General features: G+C 28.4%; 7 protein-coding genes. All 7 read left to right on the top strand.

Annotated elements, in window-relative coordinates:
• Nucleotides 1-113: 113 nt before the first annotated feature.
• Complete coding sequence (locus KTQ83_RS11470) at nt 114-410, top strand: hypothetical protein (RefSeq protein WP_217256890.1); 297 nt, start codon at nt 114-116, stop codon at nt 408-410.
• 39 nt (nt 411-449) lie between these two features.
• On the top strand, nt 450-665 hold the full coding sequence (locus KTQ83_RS11465; RefSeq protein WP_186999372.1) for a hypothetical protein: 216 nt from the start codon (nt 450-452) through the stop codon (nt 663-665).
• 38 nt (nt 666-703) lie between these two features.
• A complete protein-coding gene (locus KTQ83_RS11460) occupies nt 704-1,072 on the top strand; it encodes a hypothetical protein (protein ID WP_186999347.1) in 369 nt (122 codons plus the stop codon).
• Nucleotides 1,073-1,081: 9 nt separating this feature from the next.
• Complete coding sequence (locus tag KTQ83_RS11455) at nt 1,082-1,528, top strand: hypothetical protein (protein WP_217256889.1); 447 nt, start codon at nt 1,082-1,084, stop codon at nt 1,526-1,528.
• Nucleotides 1,529-1,708: 180 nt separating this feature from the next.
• Nucleotides 1,709-1,975, top strand: coding sequence for a YrvL family regulatory protein (locus KTQ83_RS12390; protein ID WP_342367260.1), 267 nt, complete (start codon nt 1,709-1,711; stop codon nt 1,973-1,975).
• Between the two features lie 21 nt (nt 1,976-1,996).
• Nucleotides 1,997-2,428, top strand: coding sequence for a hypothetical protein (locus KTQ83_RS11445; RefSeq protein ID WP_217256888.1), 432 nt, complete (start codon nt 1,997-1,999; stop codon nt 2,426-2,428).
• 205 nt (nt 2,429-2,633) lie between these two features.
• On the top strand, nt 2,634-3,467 hold the full coding sequence (locus tag KTQ83_RS11440; protein ID WP_186999350.1) for a DUF4299 family protein: 834 nt from the start codon (nt 2,634-2,636) through the stop codon (nt 3,465-3,467).
• Nucleotides 3,468-3,576: the final 109 nt, after the last annotated feature.

Here is a 3,576-nt window from a genome sequence, read left to right as displayed (position 1 = left end):
TACCACTGGTGTAAATTTTCTCTTTTTGACTAGTCCTATTTATATGCTAACATCAATCTTTTTATGACGAAAATAGAATCAATTATGTATCACAAGGTATATTTAGAATTCATATGCCAGGCTTAACTTTTAATAATTCAAACTGGCCAGAAATAATAAAGTTATTACGCTTTGATTCTTTATGTATGGCGGTAGGTACTCCTTTGTTTTATCATATCTCTATATTAATGGGCGGCTATCAATTGTTTGATAATATCAAATTGTATGCTTTATGGATTGTTATCCTTATATCAATAGGTGCAGTATATTGCATAGGGAAAAAGAAAATAGGGAAAGAAATTACAGTTTATAAAAATGAAAAGTATGATCATGAAGTTTTTAAAACAAATGATTATCGCATAGAATTCTAAGTTTAGTTTTATTGGTTTTTAGCATATTTTTAATTTCAAATGGCTTATAAGCATGAATTATATAAAGTAGAAGGTGGATCTATGAGTAATGAAAATATAAGGATTACTTCAATGAAGGACGTCTACGAATTGTTACTTGAACAAGGATATAACGTAACAATTAACCATGATTGTTCATTTATATCTGTTGATGAAGAAGACTTTACTGTATGTGTAGATCAATATATTTCAAAGAAAATATTTAATTTGCTGTGACCAGATGATCTTTTCTAAAACTTTTTGGAGGACGATTTATGAAAAAAGAATTAAGACACATAATAACGATTATCGTTGCGGCAGTAATCGGTGGCATTGTAGGTTATATCTTAGGGAAAATTCAAATTCATCAATTACAAGATCCAAGTTTTATCCAACAGCTTATGAGCCATAATATGATGATTCATGAGCCTATTGGAACTTTTAATAGTATGATGTTAGGTATTTGTATTTTTGCAGGTGTAGCTACTGGACTTATAATCTATAATCATTTTGCTTGTAAATTGACTTTATTAATGAGAGTGATTATAGGTATTTTGATATTCCCATTCTATTCAATATTTGGAATGGTAGGTGTTATACCTTATTTTATATATAATATTGTACTTTTGTTTAAAAATAAGTAGGTGATGATTGTGAAATTAAGACGTTTGGTAGTACTGTTTTTCCTTTTAATATCAATGAGTATTAGTGGTTGTGCATCAAAGGATGTAGTAAATGAAAATAAGAATAATTTAATTTTTCAAGAATCAATATCTCCGAATGAACAATATGTGGATAATCAAGAAGATGTGGTTCACTATACTGTTGAAGTATATCAGGAAAACGATGATACACTTTCTATTCATGCAAAGTCAAACAGTAAGTTATTTGAACCTTTGGATTATGAGTTTTATATCGATAAATCATTTTCAAAAGACGATATTACTGTTGAATGGACAACGCTTATGGGAAGTGCTGAAGCAACAAAAGAAAATCAATTGTGTATCGCCATGGTAAAGGTTAAAGGGACTAATGAAGCAATAAAGATTAATTTCATTAATAGAGGTATTGAACTTATCGAAGATGCCTTAGCTAAATAAGTTTGTTTAAAAGAGTTTAAAAAGGAGTTATTTATTGTGGATTTTTTTAAGAATAATAAAGAAAAATTAATCACTTTTATAGTTTGTGGAACCATTTTTGTTGCTGTCTTATCAGTTATTGCACTATTAAGTGGAGTGGTAATGCGTTTATTTGGTTTTCGATATCAATCCATATGAAGTATTATCTTATTTTTCATCATCGCAACAGTTGTATCCTATCCGATTAATTTAATTGCAGGCGGACTTCCTAAGGCTCTTTATAAATTGAAAAGAATTAGTAAAAATATTGCAATTATTTTATATTTAGCATTAGATACGATTGCGACATGTTTTGGATTGTTAATTGTGGATTACTGCATGTCAACAATTGCTGCAAGTGATCTATCAAAACTAGTCATTTCTTTTATATTAGTTTTGCCGGGCATTGATGATTTTAAAAATATGTAAGAATACGATGGAGGATTTTATATGGAAGAAGTAGTAAATAATGGAGAAATTGTTGCAACATACCCATCTGTATTTGTGGGTACAGCAATTGGTGGCACAATATTTGAATTTATCTGCATGATTGTTTGTATAGTTGCAGCACCACTTGAACAAAAAATACTTTTGACAACCTTATTATTAGTTATTACATCAATTTTGATTATTATTAGCATTGGTTTTAAACGCTATAAGGTTATTGTTAATAGTGAAGGCATTACAGAGATTCCATTATTAGGAAAAAGAAAAATCATTCATTTTAATGAAATTAGAAGTATTCAAATCAAAGGATCAAAAGCAATCTTAATTTTAGGCAACGGTGTAAAGATTTGTATTGATCCTTCAGCAGTAGGGCATAAAGAAATATTCAATGTTTTTTATGAAAATGGATTAATAAAATCTTCATTCTCCAAATAAGTTTTAAATTTGAGTTTTAATCTTCTGTAGTATTATCCAATCATCCTATTTCCCGTTTTTAAAAGATGTATTGAATAGAATAATATATGTTTTAGTCGGGATTTATCTCTTTTATCAATCTATTCGATTAATGAAGACAAAAAATGAAGTTAGAAAATAATTGGTTTTCAAAAGAAATGAAATTTTAAGTTAAGGAGGCGTAATTATGTCAGTAACTGCAAGAATTAAACAAAAATCATTATTTAAGAAAAAAATGAATCTAGAAGATATTATTAAATTTACAGGATTATCTTATGGTGTTTGTGATGAAAATTATCGTCTCAATAAAGATGAGATAGGTGAACATACTTTAATTTATGATGAAACAAAACTAGCTAGGGGATTTGAGTTATGGCTTGAGGGTAGTGATGTTTTACTTTCTTTAAGTTTACCAACTGCACCATCAGAAATTAGACTATTCTATAGCTTAGTAGAGAAAATTTGCAACGAGTTCAATACCAAAAAATATTTAAGAGAAGATGAAGAAGCTTATTTATATGAAGACGAAGAATTTATTAAATGGGATGAAGAAGCAAGTATTGTTGCACTAGAAGATATGACAAGTAAAACAGAAGATGAATATCGCTGTTTTGAAATATTTGGTATTTATAATCCAATCTCTATTGGACAAAGAGAATTACAAAGAATTGATTGCAACTTAAATAATCTTGAAGAATATCTAAATGAAATCCAATCTCTAGATGTTTATTATGCAACACCAAGCGTATATAGGAAGAAAGATACGAATGAATTATTTGGGATTTATTCGATTGTTGCTGATATTCCTTGTGTTGTTCCTAATAAACCTTATATCATTCTTGATCAAATCAAAGGAATTAATTATTGGTATGTCATGATTAGAAAAGGAATGACAGTTACATACGACGATTTTATCAATCATATCTCTTCAAAAGAATATTATGATGCAAATCATGTTATTGCCTTATTAAATGATGATGAAATTGATGCTTTGATTGAACAATATAGTGTCGAAATTTAGATTAAATGGCTAAGGATAAGGAGGCACTCTATATGGGATTGTTTGATAAATTTATGATGTTAGCATATAAATAGGACTAGTCAAAAAGAGAAAATTTACACCAGTGGTA

The sequence above is a fragment of the Holdemanella porci genome (assembly GCF_019052655.1).
GTDB lineage: Bacteria > Bacillota_I > Bacilli_A > Erysipelotrichales > Erysipelotrichaceae > Holdemanella > Holdemanella hominis.
Note: the sequence above shows the minus strand (reverse complement) of the source record. Positions and strands in the feature narration are given on the sequence as shown.

Excerpts from the sequence above, each read along its gene's own strand:
- KTQ83_RS11470 (WP_217256890.1), top strand. The coding sequence starts at position 114 with ATGCCAGGCTTAACTTTTAATAATTCAAACTGGCCAGAAATAATAAAG.
- KTQ83_RS11465 (WP_186999372.1), top strand. The coding sequence starts at position 450 with ATGGCTTATAAGCATGAATTATATAAAGTAGAAGGTGGATCTATGAGT.
- KTQ83_RS11460 (WP_186999347.1), top strand. The coding sequence starts at position 704 with ATGAAAAAAGAATTAAGACACATAATAACGATTATCGTTGCGGCAGTA.
- KTQ83_RS11445 (WP_217256888.1), top strand. The coding sequence starts at position 1,997 with ATGGAAGAAGTAGTAAATAATGGAGAAATTGTTGCAACATACCCATCT.
- KTQ83_RS11440 (WP_186999350.1), top strand. The coding sequence starts at position 2,634 with ATGTCAGTAACTGCAAGAATTAAACAAAAATCATTATTTAAGAAAAAA.